The sequence below is a fragment of the Domibacillus sp. genome, assembly GCF_031181085.1.
Classification (GTDB): domain Bacteria; phylum Bacillota; class Bacilli; order Bacillales; family Domibacillaceae; genus Domibacillus.
Genome location: NZ_JAPSLE010000007.1, coordinates 77,861 through 101,336 on the forward strand (window position 1 = coordinate 77,861; position 23,476 = coordinate 101,336).

22 protein-coding genes are annotated in these 23,476 nt (G+C 46.6%); 8 read left to right on the forward strand and 14 right to left on the reverse strand.

All coding sequences use genetic code 11. The features are described from left to right. Nucleotide 1 precedes the first annotated feature (1 nt). Nucleotides 2-1,060: an LLM class flavin-dependent oxidoreductase gene (locus RIN81_RS11875; protein ID WP_309090425.1), complete on the reverse strand. Its 1,059-nt coding sequence runs from the start codon at nucleotides 1,058-1,060 to the stop codon at nucleotides 2-4. Between the two features lie 403 nt (nucleotides 1,061-1,463). Between RIN81_RS11875 and RIN81_RS11880 the strand changes: the two genes are divergently transcribed. Next, nucleotides 1,464-2,450: an agmatinase family protein gene (locus tag RIN81_RS11880; RefSeq protein WP_309090427.1), complete on the forward strand. Its 987-nt coding sequence runs from the start codon at nucleotides 1,464-1,466 to the stop codon at nucleotides 2,448-2,450. A gap of 535 nt (nucleotides 2,451-2,985) precedes the next feature. Here the strand turns inward: RIN81_RS11880 and RIN81_RS11885 are convergent. The 3 genes from RIN81_RS11885 to RIN81_RS11895 form a co-directional block, all read right to left on the reverse strand. Continuing rightward, nucleotides 2,986-3,507, reverse strand: coding sequence for a PTS sugar transporter subunit IIA (locus RIN81_RS11885; protein WP_309090428.1), 522 nt, complete (start codon nucleotides 3,505-3,507; stop codon nucleotides 2,986-2,988). A 29-nt stretch (nucleotides 3,508-3,536) separates the two neighbouring features. Next, on the reverse strand, nucleotides 3,537-4,460 hold the full coding sequence (gene rbsK / locus RIN81_RS11890) for a ribokinase (RefSeq protein WP_309090431.1): 924 nt from the start codon (nucleotides 4,458-4,460) through the stop codon (nucleotides 3,537-3,539). 72 nt (nucleotides 4,461-4,532) lie between these two features. Beyond that, nucleotides 4,533-4,802, reverse strand: coding sequence for a hypothetical protein (locus RIN81_RS11895; RefSeq protein WP_309090433.1), 270 nt, complete (start codon nucleotides 4,800-4,802; stop codon nucleotides 4,533-4,535). Nucleotides 4,803-4,981: 179 nt separating this feature from the next. On the opposite strand from RIN81_RS11895, the gene RIN81_RS11900 reads away from it, so the two are divergent. Then, on the forward strand, nucleotides 4,982-7,018 hold the full coding sequence (locus RIN81_RS11900; RefSeq protein ID WP_309090435.1) for an EAL domain-containing protein: 2,037 nt from the start codon (nucleotides 4,982-4,984) through the stop codon (nucleotides 7,016-7,018). Between the two features lie 14 nt (nucleotides 7,019-7,032). Here RIN81_RS11900 and RIN81_RS11905 read toward each other — a convergent pair whose 3' ends face one another. Further along, nucleotides 7,033-7,503, reverse strand: a complete 471-nt coding sequence (locus RIN81_RS11905; RefSeq protein ID WP_309090437.1) for a COG4315 family predicted lipoprotein — start codon at nucleotides 7,501-7,503, stop codon at nucleotides 7,033-7,035. Nucleotides 7,504-7,827: 324 nt separating this feature from the next. Between RIN81_RS11905 and RIN81_RS11910 the strand changes: the two genes are divergently transcribed. After that, on the forward strand, nucleotides 7,828-8,148 hold the full coding sequence (locus RIN81_RS11910) for a hypothetical protein (protein ID WP_309090439.1): 321 nt from the start codon (nucleotides 7,828-7,830) through the stop codon (nucleotides 8,146-8,148). Nucleotides 8,149-8,297: 149 nt separating this feature from the next. Next, complete coding sequence (locus tag RIN81_RS11915) at nucleotides 8,298-9,275, forward strand: TolB-like translocation protein (RefSeq protein ID WP_309090441.1); 978 nt, start codon at nucleotides 8,298-8,300, stop codon at nucleotides 9,273-9,275. An 11-nt stretch (nucleotides 9,276-9,286) separates the two neighbouring features. Here RIN81_RS11915 and mobB read toward each other — a convergent pair whose 3' ends face one another. Beyond that, the gene (gene mobB / locus RIN81_RS11920) at nucleotides 9,287-9,781 is read right to left on the reverse strand and encodes a molybdopterin-guanine dinucleotide biosynthesis protein B (RefSeq protein WP_309090443.1); all 495 of its coding nucleotides are present in this window, start codon (nucleotides 9,779-9,781) and stop codon (nucleotides 9,287-9,289) included. A gap of 42 nt (nucleotides 9,782-9,823) precedes the next feature. Here mobB and RIN81_RS11925 point away from each other — a divergent pair, with 42 nt between their 5' ends. Beyond that, entirely contained in the window at nucleotides 9,824-10,399 is a 576-nt protein-coding gene (locus RIN81_RS11925; RefSeq protein ID WP_309090445.1) for a molybdenum cofactor guanylyltransferase, read from the forward strand. 676 nt (nucleotides 10,400-11,075) lie between these two features. Here the strand turns inward: RIN81_RS11925 and nasC are convergent. The 3 genes from nasC to RIN81_RS11940 are packed head-to-tail and all read right to left on the reverse strand — an operon-like array spanning nucleotide 11,076 to nucleotide 15,601. Beyond that, nucleotides 11,076-13,172: an assimilatory nitrate reductase catalytic subunit NasC gene (gene nasC, locus RIN81_RS11930; RefSeq protein WP_309090447.1), complete on the reverse strand. Its 2,097-nt coding sequence runs from the start codon at nucleotides 13,170-13,172 to the stop codon at nucleotides 11,076-11,078. Between the two features lie 13 nt (nucleotides 13,173-13,185). Then, the gene (gene nirB, locus RIN81_RS11935; protein WP_309090449.1) at nucleotides 13,186-15,450 is read right to left on the reverse strand and encodes a nitrite reductase large subunit NirB; all 2,265 of its coding nucleotides are present in this window, start codon (nucleotides 15,448-15,450) and stop codon (nucleotides 13,186-13,188) included. 22 nt (nucleotides 15,451-15,472) lie between these two features. Then, nucleotides 15,473-15,601, reverse strand: a complete 129-nt coding sequence (locus RIN81_RS11940) for a hypothetical protein (RefSeq protein ID WP_309090451.1) — start codon at nucleotides 15,599-15,601, stop codon at nucleotides 15,473-15,475. A 195-nt stretch (nucleotides 15,602-15,796) separates the two neighbouring features. Between RIN81_RS11940 and RIN81_RS11945 the strand changes: the two genes are divergently transcribed. The 3 genes from RIN81_RS11945 (at nucleotide 15,797) to RIN81_RS11955 (ending at nucleotide 18,292) form a co-directional block, all read left to right on the forward strand. After that, the gene (locus RIN81_RS11945) at nucleotides 15,797-16,996 is read left to right on the forward strand and encodes an MFS transporter (RefSeq protein ID WP_309090453.1); all 1,200 of its coding nucleotides are present in this window, start codon (nucleotides 15,797-15,799) and stop codon (nucleotides 16,994-16,996) included. 58 nt (nucleotides 16,997-17,054) lie between these two features. Beyond that, nucleotides 17,055-17,984: an aldo/keto reductase gene (locus RIN81_RS11950; protein ID WP_309090455.1), complete on the forward strand. Its 930-nt coding sequence runs from the start codon at nucleotides 17,055-17,057 to the stop codon at nucleotides 17,982-17,984. An 86-nt stretch (nucleotides 17,985-18,070) separates the two neighbouring features. Then, entirely contained in the window at nucleotides 18,071-18,292 is a 222-nt protein-coding gene (locus RIN81_RS11955) for a hypothetical protein (RefSeq protein ID WP_309090457.1), read from the forward strand. 114 nt (nucleotides 18,293-18,406) lie between these two features. On the opposite strand, the gene RIN81_RS11960 is transcribed toward RIN81_RS11955, so the two are convergent. The 5 genes from RIN81_RS11960 to RIN81_RS11980 all read right to left on the reverse strand — a co-directional run bounded on the left by RIN81_RS11960 (nucleotide 18,407) and on the right by RIN81_RS11980 (nucleotide 23,277). Continuing rightward, nucleotides 18,407-19,078 carry a GNAT family N-acetyltransferase gene (locus tag RIN81_RS11960; RefSeq protein ID WP_309090459.1) on the reverse strand — a complete coding sequence of 224 codons (672 nt, stop codon included), beginning with the start codon at nucleotides 19,076-19,078 and terminating at the stop codon, nucleotides 18,407-18,409. A gap of 721 nt (nucleotides 19,079-19,799) precedes the next feature. Then, nucleotides 19,800-20,858 carry a dual-specificity RNA methyltransferase RlmN gene (rlmN, locus tag RIN81_RS11965; RefSeq protein WP_309090461.1) on the reverse strand — a complete coding sequence of 353 codons (1,059 nt, stop codon included), beginning with the start codon at nucleotides 20,856-20,858 and terminating at the stop codon, nucleotides 19,800-19,802. Nucleotides 20,859-20,972: 114 nt separating this feature from the next. Further along, the gene (locus RIN81_RS11970) at nucleotides 20,973-21,203 is read right to left on the reverse strand and encodes a hypothetical protein (protein ID WP_309090463.1); all 231 of its coding nucleotides are present in this window, start codon (nucleotides 21,201-21,203) and stop codon (nucleotides 20,973-20,975) included. 14 nt (nucleotides 21,204-21,217) lie between these two features. Beyond that, nucleotides 21,218-21,838, reverse strand: a complete 621-nt coding sequence (locus RIN81_RS11975) for a class I SAM-dependent methyltransferase (protein WP_309090579.1) — start codon at nucleotides 21,836-21,838, stop codon at nucleotides 21,218-21,220. Next, nucleotides 21,838-23,277, reverse strand: a complete 1,440-nt coding sequence (locus RIN81_RS11980) for an anion permease (RefSeq protein WP_309090466.1) — start codon at nucleotides 23,275-23,277, stop codon at nucleotides 21,838-21,840. Before RIN81_RS11980 ends, RIN81_RS11975 begins: the two co-directional genes overlap by 1 nt. Between the last annotated feature and the right edge of the window lie 199 nt (nucleotides 23,278-23,476).

Below are 23,476 nucleotides of genomic sequence, written 5' to 3' on the forward strand. Positions count from 1 at the left end.
CTTATTGCGGCTGCCCATCCGCTTCCCATTGAGCGATTTCTTCACGTACAACCGGCGCCACTTCTCTGCCAAGCAGTTTGATCGCATTCATTACTAAATCATGCGGCATTGTGCCAACCGGAACATGCAGCATAAAGCGGGTAATCCCGACTTTTTTACGAAGATGAATGATTTTTTGGGCGACGGTTTTCGGATCTCCTACATACAAAGCACCCTCAAAGCGGCGGGCGGCATCAAAGCTTGCCCGATTGTACGGCCCCCATCCGCGCTCCCTGCCCAGCTTATTCATCGCTGCCTGTGTAGACGGGAAAAATAAATCAGCCGCCTCCTCTGTGCTTTTTGCTAAAAAGCCGTGCGAATGCGACGCTACTTGCAGAACAGCCGGATCATGCCCGGCATGCACCGCCGCCTTTTTATACAGCTCTACAAGCGGAGCAAATTGAACTGGGCTGCCTCCGATAATGGCAAGCACAAGCGGCAGGCCGAGAAGCCCGGCGCGAACGACCGATTCAGAATTGCCGCCGCTGCCGATCCAGACTGGAAGCGGGTTTTGCACCGGACGCGGATATATACCGAGATTTTGAATCGCCGGCCGGTGTTTTCCCTGCCACGTTACTTTTTCAGTACTCCGAATGTTCAGCAGCAGATCCAGCTTTTCATCAAACAGTTCGTTGTAATCCTTTAAATCATATCCAAACAAAGGAAAAGACTCAATAAATGACCCCCGCCCGGCCATAATTTCCGCCCGTCCGTTTGACAGGGCGTCAAGCGTAGCAAAGTCCTGGAATACGCGTACCGGGTCGGCCGAAGACAACACCGTCACCGCACTCGTCAGCCGGATTTTTTTGGTCTGGGGCGCCGCTGCAGCCAGGACCACGGCCGGAGAAGACGCCGCGTAATCTTCACGGTGATGCTCCCCTACGCCAAACACATCAAGACCGACCTGATCGGCTAACACAATTTCCTCTACTACCTGGCGCAGCCGCTCAGCGTGACTGACGACACTGCCTGTCTCCACATCCGGGGTGGTTTCAACAAATGTGCTGATTCCAATTTCCATAAAAAACCTTCCTTCCGCTGCATCTAGCTCTCTCCTTTTAAAGTACCATGATCGGTTTGAGCAAGGAAATGATATGGTCTTTTTACAGTAAAAAAACCGGGCAGACAGCCAGATTCTCCTTTTCCTGCTGTCTGCCCGGTTTTTTAACCGCTGCATTGTATTTATGAATAAAAGCCATGCCGGCAAGTTTTTTCTACAATTTCCCGTTGAATTACTGGAATCAAAGCGTAACGCCGCTAAACGTAATGGGTGACAGCTTAAAAAAGGTTAGAAAAATATCGAATAACTGCTTCACCTTATCATCTCTGTTCTATTTTACCACTGCGTTATTCCAAATTCCCGGTTTTCTTCCGCCGCGTTAGGGAAAAGGAAAACCAGATCTTATGAAGAAAGGACTGTTTGGATGAATGAGACAATTTACGGAAATACGCCTTGTTTTTTAGGGGCACAAAATTTAGCGGCTGAAAACCGTTTGGATGAAGTTGACGCTGTTGTGTACGGGGTGCCTTGGGAAGGCGCTGTAACATGGGGCAATTACACGGGGTGTGAACTTGGTCCAAAAGTGATGCGGTTAAGTTCAGGCCGCTATAGCGGCTATTTGCCCGAACTTGATCATATAGATGTGTTTGAACATATGATGCTCGGAGATATAGGAGATGTGGATGTTGTACCAGCCGATGTAGAAGAAACGATGAACCGAATCACGCAGTTTACCGATCCGCTATGGAAAAGCGGTAAATTTTTAATCGGGCTTGGCGGTGACCATGGCGTCACATTTCCAATTGTGCGGTCCCTGACGAATCAAGGAAAAAAGGTGGGCATAATTCACTTAGACGCCCATTACGATAACCTGCCGTCTCATGAAGGCGATCCATATGCACGGTGCAGTCCGTTTATGCGGCTGTATGAACAGGAAGGTGTACGAAACGAAAGCATTATTCATACCGGTATTCACGGTCCCCGCAACAAGCCTGAAAGCGGCCGAAATGCCCGTGATGCAGGTGCCATTACCATTACGATTAACGATATTCGGGAGCATCCAGACTTAAGGGCACTGGCACGCCGTCTGCATGAGCTTGCATCTAGAGAAGTGGACTGCGTTTATTTGAGCATTTGCAGCGATGTTCTGGACTATGCATTTAATCCAGGTGGTCCGGTTGATGGAAACGGGCTGACATCCTATGAATTGTTAACGCTTGTTCATGAAATCGCCAAACAGGGAATTGCCGGCATGGACTTTGTAGAAGTATACCCACAGCAAGACCCTTCACAGCTTTCTGCTCATCTGTCTTCGACTATTGTGTTATATGCGCTCGCCGGCCACATTTTAAACAAGCAGCAGTCTGAGGGAGATGGCGCTGTTGGCGAAAACGCTCAAGGCCAGGCTTAAATAAATCAGTTTGGGCTCAGAGACAGACGCTTTCTTTGGCTGTCCGAACAGCAATTATGCTTTTACACTCCTTTGTCCGTGCAAAATCCATTTTTAGCGATACGACCCACTTTACTTTAAAATATGCGTTCATGTTATTCGTCATTCTTTCTACAATGGTCGGCGCCTCTGTGCCCATTGTTAATGGTCTTCTCGTGCTTTGATCTTCATTTCTGCTTTAACCATTGTTTATTTTATTATGCTGGCCGCACTCATTTTTAAAGCATTGGCTTCCTCATGATGCGGTCTGCTCCTTTTAGGGCTTAGACTGCATGCAAAAAGGAAGCCCCATATGCAAGGGGCTTCCTCAGGCTGTCGACAAAGTCGACAGTCTTTTTTAATATTGAATGCGCAATCAAGATTTTGTGTTGTTTTAGTCACAAGTCAGTTAAATAAGCTAAAACAAAAAGACAAAAACCCCATTTTCGCAGAAGTTCTTTTCGAAAACAGGGTTTGTCTACACTCTGAAGAAGCCCCGTATACAAGGGCTTCCTTTTTATTTTATCTTGATCGTCATCACAGGCGTTTCGCCGGCGACGGCTTTTACATGTTCATGCTTTTCCATTTGCTTTACAAGATCTCCATTGGAGATGATTAGCGGGGTGATGGTGCTTGCTGCTTTTTCACGAACGAGTTCCAGGCTGTATGTAAGCAGCACATCCCCCTTCTTTACTTGGTCTCCTTCCGACACTTTTACATCGAACCCTTCACCTTTCATGTTAACCGTATCAAGCCCAACATGAATAAGAAGCTCGAGGCCTCCTGCTGTTTCCAGGCCAATTGCATGCTTTGTCGGAAACACATTCAGTACTTTTGCGTCAGCCGGCGCCACTACTTTTCCTTCCGATGGATTCACCGCTATGCCGTCACCCATCATTTTTTGTGAGAATACCGGGTCTGGTACCTCTTCCAAACTAACCACATCCCCGCTCATCGGAGAGACAAGAATGATTTCACCCGTATTTTGTGCCGTATTGCCTTCTTCTTTACCGCCAAAAAGCTTGCTTAAAAAACCCATACAGAACCCTCCTTTTTTCTTTGTATTCCCTAAAACACCGTCTTTAAAAACGCTTTTATTTCTTTACTAGATGGCATAGACACAGCAGTTCCTGCTTTTGTTACAGAAAGAGCCGCAGCAGCCTGTCCAAATTGAACGGCTTCTTCGATGTTCATACCGCTGGTGATGGCATGTGCAAATCCGCCGTTAAAAGCGTCGCCCGCGCCAGTTGTATCGACCGCTTTAACCGAAAATCCTTCCATGTGCCGGCCTTTACCCGTTCCTTGCGATAAAAACACCCCTTTTTTGCCCATAGTAATCATGACCACGTTGGCGCCTTTTTCATGCAGGATATCGGCCGCGCGCTGGGCGGATGCTTCATCTTCTACAGCAATTCCCGTTAAACCGCGGGCTTCTGTTTCATTTGGCGTTACATATGTAACATGCTGAAGCCACTCCATTGGGAAAGCCGTATAAGGAGCAGGATTTAGTAGAATAGGTACACCGCATCGGGCAGCTGTTTGAATGGCCGCTCCAATCGCCTCAAAATGAATTTCAAGCTGAAGCACCAAAAGATCCGCTCGTTCGATTGCTTCTTCTGCCCTTTCTACATCTGCACCGCTCATCGCTCCACACGCGCCCGGTGCGATGACAATACTATTTTCCCCTGCGTCATCGACAGAGATAAGAGCCGTGCCTGTTGCTTCTTTTTCGCTTCTCTGCGTAAACCGAATATCAAGTCCTTCCCGCTCGAAGTGCTGGACCGCTTCCTGTCCAAAGATGTCTGTGCCAATTTTGGTTACAAACATCACATTTGACCCGCTTCTTGCCGCTGCTGTTGCTTGATTGCCTCCCTTGCCGCCAGGACCGATTTGAAAAGGACCTCCCAGAACGGTTTCTCCCGGTGCCGGCAGATGCGGCGTCCGGATCATGATATCTGTTACGTAACTGCCTACTACGGTTACTTGCCCCATTTTATTCACCTCTATGTAAGCATAAAAGAAAGCGGCCTCAAATGCCACAAGGAGGCAGACGAGACCACTTGTTTAAGCTGGAAGCTCTTTATGGAACGCTTTCATTTTTTGAAGAAAAAAGTTCTCCTGTTCCCTTCTTTTTCCCTCTAAAAATGCATCTCGGTTAATTTCTGTCACAGATGTTACCCCATTATGCTTCACACCCGGCATATGGGCAGCCTGATCCATAACCAGCACCGGTGTGTAGTGAGCTTCTGTTAATAAATATCGTGCTACACTAACCTCATTTCGCTTGCCTACATGACCATAGCGTAAAACCACCTTCCAATATTTCCATCTCATGTAAATCCCTCCGATTTTATATATTATGTGCTCTATACCCATTTCAGTCCAAAAAATAAAGACTTCACTGATAAAAACAAGCTTAAAATCAAAAAGGCACGGGCAAGATCATTGAAAAAAATGGAACTAATAGGTACAATAGACCTATAAAAAGCAGCGAGTGAAAGGATTGGAGTCCATTGTTAAACCATTTGCATGATTTTTCGTCAATCGTCCGGGCTCTAGACCAGCGCTTTTCCATTTCGGTTACCGGTCGAGACGGTATTATTTTGTATGTGAATGACCGTTTTTGCACGCTCTGTAAATACGAGCAGGAAGAAATTATTGGCCAAAAGCATTCCTTATTTGACTCAGGTATGCATCCGGACGATTATTTTGATGAGATGTGGCATATGTTAGAGCGGGGACAAGTTTGGCAGAGTGAATTGCATAACCGTGCAAAGGACGGATCTATTTACAGCATTCATGCAACGGTTGTACCAATCCAGGATAAAAATGGACGCCTTGCAAAATTCCTTTCGATTGATGTGGATATTACCGATAAAGTTCAAGCAGAATCCGCTTTAAAACAAGCATTAAAAAACGAATTTCAAACGACAGCCAGACATTTGCAAAATGCTGTATTCAAGTATAGAAAAAATGAAGACGGGCAGATTGTGTTGACGATGCTTGAAGGAAAGCTGTTAGAGAAAATGGGGCTTGCGGCTGATTGGTCCGACAAAAGCCAGCTTAGAGATATCGTTTCAAAACAGGCATCTACATACATATCCGGTTATGTGGAGCGCGCTTTTACCGGTGAACAAGTTAATTTTGAGGTAAATATACTTCATTTCTCTCTTCTCGTTCACCTTTCTCCTCTTTTTGAAGGTGAAAAAGTCGCGGAAGTAATCGGTACGGCCACCGATATTACCGAGCGGAAAGAAACAGAAAGACAAGTACAAAAAATGGCTCATTATGATGATTTAACGGGGCTTGCCAACCGGCGTCAGTTTCAAAAAAAACTAGATGAAGCTCTTTCCTCTTCGTCCCGATATAATCAGTCTTTCGCCCTCATGTTTCTTGACCTGGACCGATTTAAAAATGTAAACGATACTTTAGGCCACAATACGGGAGATCTTTTACTCAGTAAAGTAGCCGCCCGGCTTCAAAATTGTATTAGGGGCACAGACACGGCTGCCCGGCTTGGCGGTGATGAATATGCGATTTTGCTTCCAGCGATTTCACGTGAATCGGCCCAGCGCATTGCCGAACGAATACAAGAAGAGCTGAGCCACTGTTTTCTGATTGAAAACCTGGATATTTTCATTAGCACAAGCATCGGTATCAGTATGTTTCCTGAGGATGGGCTGGACGCAGAAACACTGATTCGCGCTGCGGATGCTGCCATGTATTTCGCCAAAGAAAGCGGCAAAAACACCTACAGGTTTTTTACAACTGATCTGCATCGCGATATGAGCAACAAAATGATGCTTGAGCGGGAAATGCATCGGGCCCTTGAAGAAAAACTTTTTCACCTGTATTACCAGCCCCAGATCGACATGGGAACAAATCAACTCATTGGCGTGGAAGCGCTGATTCGCTGGAATCATCCTAAAATGGGGTCGGTTTCTCCAGCGGAATTTATTCCACTCGCAGAAGAAACCGGCTTAATTCTTCCGATCGGCACATGGGTGATGGAGACTGCCTGTGCCCAAAACAAAGCATGGCAGGAAGCAGGCCTTCCGCCTGTTTGTGTTAGTGTGAACGTGTCGCTTCGGCAGTTTATGCAGGTAGATTTTGCCGAACAGGTGGAGCGGATTTTAGAGCGAACCGGCCTTTCACCCGAGTGGCTGACGATTGAAATTACAGAGAGCATGACGGCTGATGTAGCTCACGCCCTGCAGATTTTAGACCGGCTGCGCAGCATCGGTATTCAGGTGAGTATTGATGATTTTGGCACCGGCTACAGTTCACTCAGCTATTTAAGCCGTTTTCCTATTACAAAGCTGAAAATTGACCAGTCTTTCGTCCGGGATTTAACCGAGAATCGCCAGGCGATCGTGAAAGCCATCATCGATCTGGCGCAAAATTTAAATTTAAAAGTAATTGCGGAAGGCGTAGAATCAAATGAGCAGGCGAAGCTGCTGCTGGCACTTAATTGTACCGAGGCACAGGGCTATTTGTATGCAAAGCCGCTTTCTCCTGAAGAAATAGAAAAACGGCTGTCCAAGTGTTAAAGGACAGCCGTTTTTTAATTAGCCTGCGCCATACGGTCGATCGCGTTATTGACCGTATACCATTTGTCGTCTGCACTATATCCATTTGTCTGCCCCGCCACTTGATCACGCGAAAAGTAATAAAGCGGATATCCTTTGTACGTGGACTGCTTTTCCCCTGTATCCTCACGTGTAATCTCGCCAAAATCACCCGGGCTGAACCCTTCCGGCACTTTACTCGATCCAAGATAAAAAGGCGGCCACTCTTCCAGACAATGATTCGTACAGGTGGACACTCCTTCTTTATCCTTTATGTAATAGTAAAGTGTCATACCGGCCGAATCTGCCAGGTACTGCCCTGTTTCTTCTTTTTTCATGACACGAAGCGGGTCCGTTGGATTTTGAGCAGCATCCTGCGCTTCATTAATAGGTGCTGACATTTCTTCCGGTTCTTCATCTGCCATACAGCCTGCCAGCAGAGTAACCGCAATGATCCATTTCCACATTTCATCCATCTCCTTTTTAACAAGAGGATATCCCGAAAAGAAGTACTTTATTCTCTGCTTTAAATAGAACATTTGAAAGGATTTGCATAAGGAAACATTTGGATATATACTTCACTTATGGAAATATAAGGATTAGTGAAAAGGGTACTTATGAATACCTTTCCTGTGAAAACTACGGTTTTCTTTGGCTTGTCCTCTGCAATTTTAACAGCTGTCCTGTATACCGCTATTCTCCTATGGAATAGTGAAGCTCTTTTTTATTGGATGACACTTTCGTTTTTAAGTGCTGCTTCCCTTCTGCTTGCAGGCCCAAGGAGGAAATGGGTGAATGCTTTACTGATTATGCAGATCATTTTGTTTCTTTATGGGTGGTTTTCTTTGTTTTTTGGACCATTTCATCAGGCTTGCCCTGTCAATCCTCGTTTGGATCTTTATTGGGTTTGGCATTTTTCTTTTATATCGATTGAACGTGGCTGGAAGAGAGGAAAAGGAATTAAAGCGAATCCATGCTTTTTATATTACAGCAGGGCTTTTGGGCAGCGCAGTCACACTTTTTATCGCATTCAGCTTTTGGATCATGGCAGGTCCTTCCGTTATTCTTATTGTGTTTCCTATTCCTTTTCTGCTCTGGGCTGCGCTTTATAAATTGAGGCTGTCTGCTTTTGAAAAAAGAAAAGGTTCAAGAGTTGGCTGACGGCTTTCCGTTGGCTGTCTTTCATATCCAGCTCAATGACCGCTTTTGTTTCCCGGCTATTTTTCCCGAAAGAAGGCGATGGATTGAAAGAAAAAACAAGATGGGTTTTAGGTATTTTTTTACAGCATGGGCCGCCTTAATTTCGGCTGGCATAGCTTTTCAAAAAACAGATGACGAGAAACAGAACGGCTTGACGGATGTGTTTGATCTTTCACCTGCTGAAAATATATTTTATGTGAAGCATATAAACGGTATTCCTTCCTTGCGAAGCTTTTCAGAAAACACCCAAAAAGACGAGGAAATCACAAGCTTGCCAGCCGACCGGCTGATCACGGATATAGACGTGTCACCCGACGGGGCAGATGTGGCATTTATTTCCATTCGCGAAGGCGATGTGATTGAAACGGGGAACATTAGAACCGAGGTGTGTATACTGAATCTTTCCAGCGGCAGAAGAGAACTTTTATTGGAAGGAAACCAAGCTGCTTCAAGTCTCCAGTTCTCCAAAGATGGAACCAGCCTTCACTATATTGGCTTAGCCAGTGAAAGAGCCAATTTGGACATTTTTCGGTACAACTTGGCTGACAGAACGAAAAAACGGCTGACTGCATTAAACTCATACAGCATGAGCAGCCTTCATGTCCGTTCAAACGGAACATCGGCTTTTATACTGATGCAGGATGAATCCGCAGACATGTTTCAAGGCAAAGCATCTGTTTACATAGTTTCACTTAACGGAAAATCCGTCCTGAAGCCATATACAAAGCCTGCAACACACCTTGAAGTGACCGGTTATGCTCTCCATGAACAAAACGGCGATATGGTTTATCAAGCTGTAGCAAACGAAGAAACCGCCGGTATTTTTGAATATGAGCTGTTCCGCTACAACAATCAGCCCAAACAAAGACAGGCGCTGACACCTTTTGGCACGTATGCGGGATCTCCTGTTTTTCATCCTTCCGGCAAAACCATTTACTTTATGACAGATCCTAACTTTGGAAATGGAGAGGCGGATTATCCTTTATTTAAAATGGATCGTAACGGCTCAAACAAGCAGGAGATCGAATTACCTGAGTAAAAGCCGGCTTTTTATAAAAGTCCGGCTTTTTGAAGAATAAATACCGTATACTGTTGTTCCTCCTCAAGCTGGAACACAGGATAAGCGGCATCCTCTCGAGGCAGATCAATCCAGCTGATCACACATTGAATATTTTGAAGCTTTAAAAGCGGCAAGTCATCCGGTGTGCGGATTAAAACTGCTTTTGGGTATGCTTCCTGTTTGTATCCCTCCACAAATATGCAGTCCACTGAAAAGGATCGGTACAAAGCGAGGATGTCCTCCAGCGCCCATTGATTCCGCGTAATGGATACCTGCAGAATCCCGTCTCCTTCTACACCAGCCAGAACGGCGCCGGCCTGCCGGTGTCTGTCGCTGTCTTTTTGCCCGTCCGGTGGGCCCCCGTGCCCATGGTGCTTAATCGCTGCAACGCGCGCTCCCTGCTCTTCAGCCGCTTGTATTAGTTTTTCCATTAGTGTGGTTTTGCCGCTGTTTTGATAACCCACTACTTGAAATACATTTTCCATGACAACAACCTCCGCGTTATAATAACTCCAGGAGTGATAAAGATGAAAACAGCCGGTATTGTACTTGCCGGCGGCCAGTCATCACGATACGGCCGCCCTAAAATGTTTGAACAGTATAAAAAGAAGCCGTTTTACCAGCATAGCGTAGACGCCCTTAGTACCAATGGGCTGCATCCTATTATTCTTTCGACAAACCGCTTTCTTGCTGATGGGTTTGATTTATCCGGCGTCGAGCTGATTGTGGAGCCCACTCCTCATCAAGGACCGCTTTTTGCCCTGCATTACGCCATCTCACAGTTTGGGGAACCGGAGTGGTTTTTTGTGCTTTCTGCCGATATCCCGTTTGTAAGAGAAGCTTTTATTGAGCAGCTGCTCCTGTACTGCCACCCCGATTATAACGCGGTTGTGCCGGCAGAAGGAGAAAAACTGCAGCCGCTTCTCGCTCTTTACCATAGACGCTGCCTTCCTTATATGAACGAAGCGCTCGGTGAAGGAAAAAGAAGTTTAATGGCGCTTTTACACAAGATTCCATTCAAGACCGTTTCATTTGAGAACGAACCATCCTTTATCAACATTAACACACAGCTTGACTTCCAAAAATATAATGAAAACGAATAAAAGAGCACTCACGCAATGTGAGTGCTTCAGAGTGTAGACAAACCCTATTTTCGAAAAGAACTTCTGCGAAAATGGGGTTTTCGTCTTCTTGTTTTAGCTTATTTAGTTGACTTGTAACTAAAACAACACAAAATCTTGATTGCTCATTCAATATTAAAAAGGACTGTCGACTTTGTCGACAGCCTGGAGCACTCACGCAATGTGAGTGCTTCGGACTGTAGACAAATTATATGGATGACCGTGCACATGAATGGGATGAATCGGCGGCGTCCAGGCAGCTCCGCTTTCCATGGGGCAGGCGCTGAGCCCGCTAGTCCCATAGGAGTCTGCGCCGCCCTCCCGCCGCCAAGCGGCTTGCGACAAGGTTGTATAAAGCTAATAAGGTCATATCTTTCTATTTAAAAAATAGAAAATGTCTGTTCGTTTCGTGCTTATTGACGTTTAATAACACTTAGTGAAGCCTGCCGGACGAAGACTCCTGCGGGAAGTACAGTGAGTCGGGAGACCCCGCAGGCGCAGCCGAGGAGGCTCCCGCACTGCCCCTGGAACGCGAAGTCCGGCAGGCTTCACCTATCGGCTCTTTTTTAAAAGTGAAAGACTTTGTCTACACACTGAAGCACTCACGTGATGTGAATGCTTTAAAGTATAGTAAAATGCCCAGGCAAACTCCTTCTTACTAATGTGCAGACAAAGGCGTTACCATTGCGGCACAAACTTTGAAGCCGGGCATTTTACAGGCCGGGTCCAAGGCTTCACTGGTCAGTTTATTGACATTTTGAATACCGTCCCAGTGCATCGGCATGAAAATTGTATCCTCACGAATGGATGCGGTCAGCTTACTGCGAACAACGACTTCCCCGCGGCGGGACCGCACCTTTACAAGCGAATCATCTTTTATCTTCAAACGCCTTGCTGTTTTCGGGTGAATCTCCACGAAGGATTCAAACTGCTGGGCTTCAAGCGTCGGGCTTTGATGTGTCTGCACACCCGTTAAATAGTGCCCCAGCACCCGGCCGGTCGTTAAATAAAGGGGATAGTCTCCTCCCGCCTGTTCTTTCGGAAACTCATTCGGCACCGGCACCATGGCGGCTCTTCCATCCGGACGAGGAAACGATGCTTCGAACAAACGATCCTCACCTGGATGCTCCGGGGAAGGACAAGGCCAATAAACCCCTTCTTCTTTCCGAAGCCGGTCGTACGTAATTCCGTAATAATCCGCAATGCCGCCCTTGCTTGCCAGGCGAAGCTCTTCAAAAATCCCTTCGGCATCTGTATACGAAAAATGAGCGGCTTTTCCTAAAGAAGCAGCAATGTCAGACAAAATCTCCCAATCCTGCTTTGCAAGCCCAGGTGCCGGCCGGGCTGCTTCCCGAAGCAACACGCGGCCTTCCAGATTCGTTAACGTTCCGGTATTTTCCAAGTAAGCCGCCGTAGGCAAAATAACATCAGCCAGCTGGGCCGTCTCCGAAAAAAGCATATCGGCCACAACAAGAAAATCCAGCTTCCGCAGACCTTCTTCTACGAAGTTTGCATTGGGGTTGGAAACGATCGGGTTGGATCCCATTAAAAACAGCCCCCGGATTTCCTGTGCATGTACTTTTTCCATCATTTCGTATGCAGATACACCTTTACCTGGAAGACTCTCCGCGTCAACACCCCATATTTTCGCGATGTACGCACGATGCTCCTCATTTTCAATCGACCGGTATCCGGGCAGCTGATCTGCTTTTTGGCCATGCTCACGTCCGCCCTGTCCGTTCGCCTGGCCTGTCACTGCTCCGTAGCCGCTTCCTCTCTTGCCGATTTTACCTGTGGCAAGCAATAGATTAATAAAATTCCGTACAGCCAGCGATCCGTCTGTTTGCTGCTCTACACCACGGGCAGTTAAAATCATTCCCGATGCCGCCTGCCCAAATTTCCGCCCTGCTCGTTCGATATCTTCTTGGGGCACACCTGTTAAGACGGCGATCTCTTCGATTTTACATGAATCGATATGTGCTTTTACTTTCTCAAATCCTGTAGTGCGTGCCGCCAGAAATGCTTTGTCGATATACCCGTTATCTATAATCACTTTCAGCAGTCCATTGGCAAGCGCTGCATCCGTACCCGGCTTGACTTTCAGATGCATATCGGCCATCTCTGCTGTAGCCGTGCTGCGCGGGTCGATTACAATGATAAAAGCGCCATTTTCTTTTGCATCTCTAAAGTACGGCATCAGTGTCGGCTGGCATTCGGCAATGTTGGTTCCTGCGAGAATTAAACAGTCTGATTCTCTTACTTCCGAAAGCGGATTTGTTAATCCCCGGTCAATGCCAAATGCTTGATTGCCGGCCGCTGCAGCCGCAGACATGCAAAACCGCCCATTGTAATCAATGTACTTTGTTTGCAGGGCCACACGCGCAAACTTACCGAGTGTATAGGACGTTTCATTTGTAAGCGAGCCGCCTCCATACACCCCGATCGTATCCCGGCCAAATTGATGCTGCAGAGCGGTAAACCGCTCGGCAATTTGCTTGTACGCTTCCTCCCATGAAACGGGTACAAATTCACCGTTTTTTTTCATTAAAGGTTCCGTGATTCTTTCGCCGGTCAGCGCATGCTGATAAGCGTTCATTCCTTTAATACAAAGACGGCCCTCTGAGGCTGCATTTTGCTTGGGGGCCACATGATAGGTTGTATGTCCCTGCTCTTCTGTCTCTGTAACCGTCATTTTACATTGAACACTGCAAAAAGGGCACTGTGTTTCCATCACTGTTTTTACGGCTGTTTCCATTTTTTCACCTGCTTTACAAGGCAGCGGCTGCCTGTTGATTTTGAATGGATATCCCTTGTCGTTTTCTTTTTAATACTTCTTCTCGAATCGACGTTAAGCCAAGTCGCCCGGCCCAGCTGTCCATCTCTTCTCCATAAAAAGCGGATATACGATAATAAGCAAGCAGCGCTTCTGTCATCCAGACAGCATCGTCCGGCTGCATTGATGCGTAAAGCCGCTCACCCGACACGTACAATTCCCAGCCGCCCGGTGCCCCGATCAAGCCGACGTTTTCCCCGAGTGATCCCGCTTCATCCTCAAGACCTGAGGAAACAGCGACTGTTACCTCTGCCGGGAAAACGAATGATTCCAGCCGTTCTTCTAGCTTCCTGCCAAGAGCCAGCGAATCGTGAAAAGCGTATTTTGCATATCGGATGCCGGCACATGTACCGACAGCGCGAAGAGATGCGCCATAGGAAGGCATGGAAGCAGAAAGAGCTGCTCTCACCTCAGAAATTTCCTCTTTTTTAATGCCATACAGCTCCATTCGGGGTCCAGCTGCCAGCTTGACGAGTGGAATGCTGTACTTTTCCACCACATCCGCAATCGTTCGAAGCTGGTCTGCGCCTGTTATACCACCGTACATGCGCGGAGCGGCCATGTACGTACCGTCCGCTGTCTGTTCTTCTAAAATATCCAGCACGCAGCTGCTGTGCACACCCATGTAATAGTAAAGAGCCGGCCGGCATATCGCGCAGCCTTCTGTTCTCCATCCAAGCCGGTGCATCAGCTGCACCATACCCTCATTTGGATGAGATTGAACCGCTTGGATGATGTCTCTGTGATCCGCGTCTGTACAAGCGCAGATCGATGCTTTTTCCACTTCCTCTTCGGCTCCTTTTCTTTTAATAAAGTCCAAAATATCCGCTACAACCGGACGACAGCCGCCGCAGGAGCTTGAAGCTTTCGTGCAGGCCTTCACATCCTCCACGCTTTCGAGCGCCTGCTCGCAAACCGCTTTTACAATGGCTCCTTTCGATACACCATTGCACGCGCACACTGTGTCATGATCCGGCATAGAAGCAATGCGTTCATCTTTGCTGCCGCTGCCCTGGGCCATTTCTTTTTCCAGGACGGCATAATGGTCTTTCCTTTGAGTCATCCCGAACAGCTTAGCGCCTTCAGTAATGTTGCCAAATAGCACGGCGCCTGTGATTTTGCCATCTCTTATGACGATTTTTTTGTATGTGTTGTTTATTCCATCTATCCATTGCATGGACTGCGTTTCATCACTGTCCATGAATTCTCCCGCTGAAAAAACATCCACGCCGGACACTTTCAATTGAGTGGACAGTACCGAGCCTTGATAGCCCGGATGCTCCTCTTTGCACAAAGCGGCTGCCAAAGCTTTTCCCTGTTCATACAAAGGCGCGACAAGGCCGTAAACAAAGCCGCGATGCTCTGCACATTCTCCAACTGCGTATACATGCGGGACGCTTGTGCGCATATAGTCATCTACGACAATAGCCCGGTTTACTTCGATGTCTGTGCCGGCAGCCACTTGTGTATTCGGGCGGACACCAACCGCCATGACGATCAAATCCGCTTCACGCCAACTTCCGTCTGAGAAGCGAAGGCCTTTTACCCGTTTATGGCCGGTAATTTCTGATGAATTTTTTTGCAGCAGAAAATTCATCCCCTGTGCTTCTAAGTCCCGTTGAAGCATGCGAGCCGCGACAGGATCAAGCTGCCGGTCCATAATGTACTCCCCGATATGCACAACGTCCACTTTCATTCCTAAATTAAGAAGACCACGGGCCGCTTCCAGTCCAAGCAGCCCGCCGCCGATGACAATGGCTTTTTCGTGTTTTTTGGATGCTTCGACCATTTTCTCGCAATCGTATATGTTCCGGAAAGCCGTCACGCCTTCTTTTTTTGCACCTGGAAGCGGCAGCATAAACGGCAGTGAACCTGTGGCAATTACCAATTCATCATACGATACGATGCGTTCTTTAGAGGTCACCACATATTTTTCGCTTGTATGAATTTGAACAACCGGCTCTCCCGTATAAAGAGTAATGCCGTTTGCTTCATACCATGCCCAGTCATTTAGCGTAATGCTTTCAACCGTTGTATCGCCTTGAAGGACTTTAGACAGTAAAATCCGATTATAGTTTGGATGCGGCTCTTTCCCAAATATCGTAATCTCAAATTCATTCGGCTGAATCTTTAAGATTTCTTCAACTGCACGGACACCCGCCATCCCATTTCCGATCACAACCAGTTTTCGTTTATTCATAGAAAAGTCCCCTCCCTTCTTTTTAGTCCGCTTTGAAGGCCGGGTTCTCGTCCGCTTCGTTCCCCGTAAACGGTACATGCATTGATTTAGCTGGCTCTTTGTGGGTGCTCCTATTCGTTGTCCGTGCCAGTACAACTGTTTTGATTTTCATAGCGATCACTCCTTTTTATTTCGTGTCAGCTTAAATAACACAATATAAAACGTTTTTTGGAAAGTCAATCAGATTTTTTTGATTTTTCGAAATAGTTCGTAAGGTTTTCTAACAAGTATATGGAAAGTATCTTTTCGCCGCCCTACACTAACGATAAGCAACATATCACTCATTGAATGCAAAGGAGAGGAACACATGAAACTAGCGGAATTGAGAAAAAGCGGCCATGCGCCGTCTCTATTGGCGTCATTCTTGTATTTTGACATCAGCTTTATGATTTGGGTTATGCTTGGAGCGCTTGGTGTGTATATTACACAGGATTTCGGTCTTTCTCCTTCTCAAAAGGGATTAATTGTAGCAGTTCCTATTTTGGCTGGTTCTTTATTCCGGATTATTCTCGGAATCTTTACGGATCGGATTGGTCCGCGTAAAACGGCAATAGGCGGCATGATAGTCACTATGGTGCCTCTTTTATGGGGATGGCTTTTCGGAAATTCCATGACAGAGCTTTACTTCATTGGTATTCTGCTTGGCGTTGCCGGCGCAAGCTTTTCTGTTGCCCTTCCAATGGCAAGCCGCTGGTACCCGCCGCATCTTCAGGGGCTTGCAATGGGAATTGCCGGTGCCGGAAACAGCGGTACAGTGCTTGCTACACTGTTTGGTCCGCGCCTGGCAGAAGTATTCGGCTGGAATGGCGTAATGGGTCTTGCCCTTATTCCTCTTACACTTGTTTTTATTACGTACGTGCTGATTGCCAAAGACGCTCCTACACAGCCGGAACCACAGCCTTTGATTAATTATTTTAAAGTGTTTAAACAGCGTGACACCTGGTATTTCTGCTTGCTTTATAGTGTAACGTTCGGCGGATTTGTCGGGCTGACGAGTTTTTTAAGCATTTTCTTTGTCGACCAGTATGGGCTGACCAGCGTCCGTGCAGGTGATTTTGTGACACTCTGCGTGATTGCAGGCAGCTTGTTCCGTCCGGTCGGCGGCATGATTGCCGATAAAATTGGCGGAGCGGCACTTCTTAAGTTCTTGTTTATTGGTGTAGCCTTGATGATGTTCGGCGTTAGCACGCTGCCTTCTTTAACAGTCGTGACAATGATGCTGTTTGTCGGCATGATGTGCCTTGGCATGGGCAATGGGGCTGTATTCCAGCTTGTTCCGCAGCGTTTTCAAAAAGAAATTGGCATGGTGACGGGGGTTGTCGGTGCAGCCGGCGGTGTAGGCGGCTTTTTTGTTCCAAATATTTTAGGTACACTCAAGCAAATGACCGGAACATATGCGGCTGGATTTACTGTTTATGCAGTAATTGGTATCGCTGCTCTTATTCTTTTAACTGTGGCGCAAATTTCATGGCGCAAAGCCTATGCTTTAAAAGAAGAATCTGCTTAATCACTTTTTCCAATACTGGCTGGCCTGTCATAGGCTTAGCCTTTTTTGTTTTGGTGCCATGTTACAGGGGGAACATATTTATATAATAAGGAAAGGATTTGATTTTCTGGAAAACCAATCTGTTAAAGAAGCATTAAGAAAACGGGCTGTTACACTGCCGGACGGGGCAGCCGTTCCGGCGCTCGGGCAGGGAACGTGGCGTATCGGAGATGATCCGGCAAAAAAAAAAGCGGAGGTGCGGGCGCTGCGACTCGGCGTTGATCTCGGCATGTCACTGATTGATACGGCAGAGATGTACGGAGAAGGCCGGGCGGAACGGGTCGTCGGCGAAGCCATTCGAGGCATCCGAGATGAAGTGTTTTTAGTATCGAAGGTTTATCCGCATAACGCAGGGCTTGATCAGATTGCTGCTTCATGTGAAAAAAGCTTACAGCGGCTCCAAACAGATCGGCTCGATTTGTATCTGCTTCACTGGCGTGGACGGGTGCCGCTTGAAGAAACGATTGAAGGAATGGAACGGTTGAAGAAAGAAGGGAAAATCGTCCGCTGGGGTGTTTCAAACTTTGATACAGCCGATATGAAGGAGCTTCTGCAAAAACCGGGCGGAAATGAATGCGCTGTTAATCAAGTTCTCTATCATCTTGGTTCGCGCGGTATTGAATTCGACCTGCTTCCGTGGCATAAGAAACAGGGAATACCCGTTATGGCCTACAGTCCGCTCGCACAGGGCGGCTCGCTGCGAAAAGAGCTGATGGATGATCCTGTTGTTCAAAAAATGGCGCAGGCGCACGGAGCATCTCCCCTTCAAATTATGCTTGCCTGGACGATTCGCTTTCCCGACATGATAGCCATCCCTAAATCCGCACAGGAGGAGCATACAGCCGATAACGCAAAAGCTGCCCAAATTGTATTAACAGAACAGGAACTGGCCGAGCTGAACGAGCGATTTTCAGCTCCTGGCCGAAAAGTACCACTTGATATTATTTAAGTTTATTTGAATAATTGGATGTTTGCCGTTGCGGAGAGGATAGCAGATGCATTTACTAGTTGTATAGAAGCGTGGAGGTGAAAAATATGCGTCGTCATGTTCGTCCGATCGTCTGCCCGCCGCAGTGTATTGTAAAAGATACGTATATTAAGCGCGAAATTCCAGTTATTCATCCAGTTGTTACGATTAATCGCCAGCATATCGTCAATGTACCACGCCACATTTATCAGCCGATCACAAGAAACGAAGTTGTGGATCCTGGTTATCCAGGAAAAGGCTGGGGTTGCGGCTGCGGCTGCAAACGCTAAGAACGGAAAATCCCGGCCTGTTCAAATAACAGCCCGGGATTTTTGAAGTTTGCTTTCAATTAAAATACCGATTCAAAAACAGCAGGTGTTTCACGTGAAACATTTTCTAGATTCTTATAAAGGCTTTAACAATATTTCGTCTTCTTTTTCAAGGTTTGCCACCATATCGTGCCATTCCTGAGGCTTATTCGATAAAACGGAATAATAACTGCTGATAAAATCGCGGATCAAACTTGCTTTAAGTGACCCAGTATTTTCTTTGAATGGCTGGAAACAAAGATCCAAATGACTGACCGCTTCCCCTTCATTTGTCCACGCAGGATGAACATACGGGAAATCAAGACGCATATAGCCGAGGTGGGAAAGTACTTCGCGCCGTACAAATGGGTCCATCACTTTAATACCGGCAAAGGCATGATCCTTCATACGGTACGGGTCATAAATTTCCGCAAACATGCCCATTAAATCGAGGTCGTTTTCTCCTGCCAGGCGCATTAAATCTTCATAGCGTTTTTTCGCTAAAAACGGGCCAACCCCAAGCCCTTCTTTTACGATAATCGTGAAATCGGTCATCGCCACGTTTAATTCTTTGTTGTACCGGTACTCCGTTATTCCTGCTACTTCATCGCCCTGAACTGCCAGAAATACACGAATCATCGGGTCTTTCAGCGGCTCCGCCCATAATTCATACTCCAGTACTTCCTCCGGTGGAAATACATCCTGCATTGTTTTATGCAGGCGCGCAAACATTGGATCATCAATGCTGTTCACTTGTACATATTCCATTTCAATACCTCCTTTTTGTTTATCAAAATGACGGCTTTGCTGCCACCAATCATACCATAAATCTAGATGCCGCCTGGACATCTCTGCTTAGTCATTTTTCATATAGACGTTTACTTTCTTTTCTTCATCGCTGCTAAAAAGCACGCCATTTCATAAAAAAAGCTGAACCCAATAAAAGGTTCAGCTCAGACTGTTGACAAATTATATGGATGACGGTGCACATGAATGGGATAGATCGGCGGCGTCCAGGCAGCTCCGCTTTCCATGGGGCAGGCGCTGAGCCCATAGGAGTCTGCGCTTCCCTCCCGCCGCTAGTGGCTTGCGACAAGATTGTATAGCGCTAGTAAGCTGGTATCTTTCTGTTTGAAAAAAAGAAATTTTTATTCAGTCCTTGCTTATGGATCTTCAATACCACTTAGTGAAGCCTGCCGGACGAAGACTCCTGCGGGAAGTACAGGGAGTCGGGAGACCCCGCAGGCGCAGCCGCGGGGTCTCCCGCACTGCCCGCGGAACGCGAAGTCTAGCAGGCTTCACTTATCGGCTCTTTTTAAGAAAAAATGTTTCTCGAAAAGTCTCTGCCCGTTTTCAGCGGTGAAAACTTTCATAAAAAAAAGACTGACGACTTTGTCGACAGTCTCCCGTGCTTATTTAGCACTTAACAGCTTTACAAAAGGGACCAGGTCTAGAGAACATTCATCATACTGCTTTTTTAGCCGTTTTTTTATTGGGCTGCTTTTTGAATTTGTTTGCTTCGCAGCTGCCCGCATGCTGCATCAATATCTGTTCCGTGTTCCTGGCGTACAACACAGTTCAAGCCTTTTTTCTTCAGCGTATCATAAAATGCCATAATCGCTTCCGGCGTGCTCCGCTGATACTGGCTGTGTTCATCCACTGGATTGTACGGAATTAAATTTACATACTGTTTTTTATCACCAATTAATTCTGCCAGCTCAAGTGCGTCTTCCACCCGGTCATTCACGTCTTTTAACAGGATATATTCAAAAGTGATACGGCGGTTTGTGTTTTCCAGGTAGTAGTCGACCGCTTCCATCAGCTTTTCAATCGGAATCGCCCGGTTGATTTTCATAATTTTTGTCCGCAGCTCGTTGTTCGGTGCATGCAGAGAAATCGCCAGGTTAACCGGAATTTTTGTATCGGTAAAGTCGTAAATTTTATTCGCCAGGCCGCTCGTTGAAACGGTAATATGGCGGGCTGCAATACCTAATCCTTTTTGGTCGATGACGACTTTTAAGAAATCGATCAGATTGTCAAAGTTATCAAACGGCTCTCCAATCCCCATCACGACAATATGGCTTACTTTTTCTCCGTTGCCTGCTTCATCCAGTGCGTGCTGCACATTCATAATCTGCTCCACGATTTCACCGCTGGATAAGTCACGCGTTTTCTTTAATAAGCCGCTTGCACAAAAACTGCAGCCAATGTTGCAGCCGACCTGCGTCGTTACACAAACAGATAAGCCGAATTTATGACGCATCATCACGGTTTCAATTAAGTTGCCGTCTGTTAATTTAAACAAAAATTTAATCGTTCCATCTGCTGATTCCTGTTTCACGTGTTCTGTTAGGGTATGAAGAACAAAATGCTCTTTCAGCAGTGCGATGCAGTCCGCGTTTACGTCTGTCATCTCGTCAAAATCGGTTACCCGTTTCCGGTACAGCCAGTCCCACACTTGCTGCGCCCGGAATTTCTTATGTCCAAATGGCAAAAGCCATGCCTCCAGCTGCTCAAGCGTCAATCCGTAAATGGATTTTTTGTTCATGTATTTATAGCCTCTTTTCGTTGCTTAAATTAAAAATGTACTACCTTCAAAAATAACGCAAATAAGCCTCCTGCACAAGTGGTAAGTTATACAGGAGGCTTTTTGCTATACGGGTTAGTTGTTCACAATAAGCGCAAGCCGCTTGTTTCGCACGTCCCGCTCTTCTTCAGATACAAGATCATATTTTTTCAGGAGATGAAACAAATCATTTAACAAATCCTGCGTCCGCTCTTCCTGCAGGTAATTGTATAAGCTTTTATAAAGATCTGACGGAAGAAATGTTTTCTGGCTTTCCACTTTTTTGATCACATCTGTATGTGAATGGTCAATGCTGCATTCGCTCATGTTCAAGCACTCCTTTATGATTGGTATTGAAAAAGAACAAACCGTTCATGCTCGTTTTTTTCGTACACCCCGCCCAATTTCACTTCATCGAGCCAGTCAAATACCGTCTGATGCTCCAAATAATACAGGTATTCGTCTGATGGATAATACAAAATGAGTGTCACCTGGCGCGGGAAGGCTTCCATTGACGCCAAAATCCGATGTACGATCCGCATGAAAATTTGCACTGAGAACGGATTAAAAAAGTAAAAAACAGTATCTTCTGCTTTTACTTCATACTCCTGCGCCATCACACATTGAAACTCGATCAATCCGTGCCGGCGCTTTCTTTTTCTCATATACCCTATTTTGTTTTGAAGACACACATCAAAAAAAGCAGGATTCATTTCAATCCCCGTAACCGAAGCCCGGAATCGGTCATGCACGTAAAAGGCGACCCGCCCTTTTCCGCAGCCGACGTCAACAAATCCGTCACTTGCATCCAGTGTACAGCGTTCAAAAAGCTCATCAAGCCCCGCATAGGGTGTCGGCTCGTAGCGATGATAGTGGGCAAGCTGGGGAAACCCCTGCTGATCACCCATTGTCTGAATGGACAGCTGCTCATCATACGCTTTTTCTAGATGCTTCTCATCCATTACCAAAGACCAAGCACCTTCCACCAGGCACCGCCGACTCCAAGCCAGACAATTAAATGAACAATGGAAATGATCAGCCCGAGCGTCCACCATTTACTTTGTGTTACATAACCCGCACCAAAAAATACAGGTGCCGGCCCGCTGCTGTAATGAGTTAAGCAGCCGAACAAATTACTGAATACGCCGAGCAAAAGAGCAGAGGCAACCGGCGGAGCCCCGGCAGCCACGATCACAGCCAGAAAAGCGGCGTACATGGCACTGACATGAGCCGTGTTGCTCGCAAAAAGATAATGAGAGTAAAAATAAACGACAGCCAAAACGACCAGTGTCCATAGCCAGGACATGCCGCTGACGGCCCCTCTCATTGTATCCGTAAACCATGGAATCATACCGAGATCGTTTAAGAAGCCGGCCATCATAACCAAAACCGCAAACCAGACGAGCGTGTCCCACGCGCCTTCTTCTTTTTTAATATCAGACCAGCTCAGCACTTGAGTGATCAGCAGCGCGACAAGTCCGATAAAAGCCGTTGTTGTAGCAGTGATACCAAAGTTTGTTCCGAAAATCCACAAAGCCAAGATCAGGACAAACACACCGATCATAAACCACTCTTCTCTTTTTAAAGGACCCATCTCTTTTAATTTTTGGGCGGCCATTTGGGGTGCAGCCGGTGTTTCTTTCACTTCCGGCGGATACAGCTTGTACAGCACATACGGAACAAGCAGCAGGCTGAGCAGACCTGGCACAGACGCAGCTGCGGCCCAGCCGACCCACGAAATCGGTTCGCCGGTAATGTCTCCAGCAATTTGTGCTGCAAGCGGATTGGCTGCCATTGCTGTTAAAAACATGGCGGATGTTACCATATCTCCATGAAAGGAAACCGTTGTTAAAAACGCCCCTACCTTTCGTTCCGTTCCATCTCCTGACCGGGAACCATACGCTTCAGACAGCGACCGAACAATTGGAAGTAAAATACCACCGGCTCTTGCTGTGTTGGACGGCATCGCCGGAGACAGAATAAGATCACTTGCCACAAGCGAATAAGACAAGCCAAGTGTTTTTTTACCGAACTTTTTCACAAACATGTACGCAACCCGGGTGCCCAGGCCGGTTTTGATAAATCCTCTTGAAATAAAAAAAGCAATGACAATCAGCCAGATCGTCGTGTTTTGAAACCCACTGAGCGCTTCTTCAATGGTCAGTGTCTGTGATAAAACCGTTGCGGTCAGGGCTAAAACAGCCACACTGCCCATTGGCATGGGCTTAACTACAAGCCCAATAATTGTGGCTACAAAAATAGCGAATAAATGCCATGCCTGAGACGAGAGTCCAGACGGTGCAGGAACAAACCAAATAAGTGCTCCAATTAAAAGCGTTAAAAAAAGAAGACCAAGCCTTACTTCTCCCTTTTTCCGAGCAGGCATCTTGTTTTTACTCATCATTCTCTCTCCTTTCCTCTTACATTGTAAAATACTTCACAAACATAGTCTAAAAAATCTTTCCACTGTATTCTTATCCTTTTGGGAAGTACCCTTAAACGTACTTTACAGCTGTTCCTGTTTACCTTGTCCGTTTCCTGCTGGCGATCATTCATCATAAAAAAACTTAAGACTGCCATTCACTACAGTTTTCCAGGAT